The sequence below is a fragment of the Klebsiella sp. EMBS2024 genome, from assembly GCF_036233805.1.
Classification (GTDB): Bacteria; Pseudomonadota; Gammaproteobacteria; order Enterobacterales; family Enterobacteriaceae; genus Klebsiella; species Klebsiella pneumoniae.
Window position 1 is genome coordinate 1,569,740 of record NZ_JAZARW010000001.1, and the last position, 215, is coordinate 1,569,954.

Here is a 215-nt window from a genome sequence, read left to right on the forward strand (position 1 = left end):
ATGGCGAAACCGGACTGGGGCGAGCTTCAGCAACGGTTCCTGTCCGATCATGCCGCAACCGGCGTATCACCGAAGGATTGGTGTGAAGCGCAGGGACTGAACTACGCTACCGCCCGTCGATACATCAAAAAGCCTTCTGCGCAACCTGCGCAAAAACCTGCGCAGAAGAAATTGCGCACTGCGCAGAAAGAAAAGTGCGCAGAAGAGCTGGTGGA

Annotated in this window: 1 pseudogene; it reads left to right on the forward strand. The window is 56.3% G+C overall.

What is annotated here, in order from left to right:
- Nucleotides 1–215, forward strand: a pseudogene (locus VZP09_RS07080) (terminase small subunit); the annotation flags it as partial.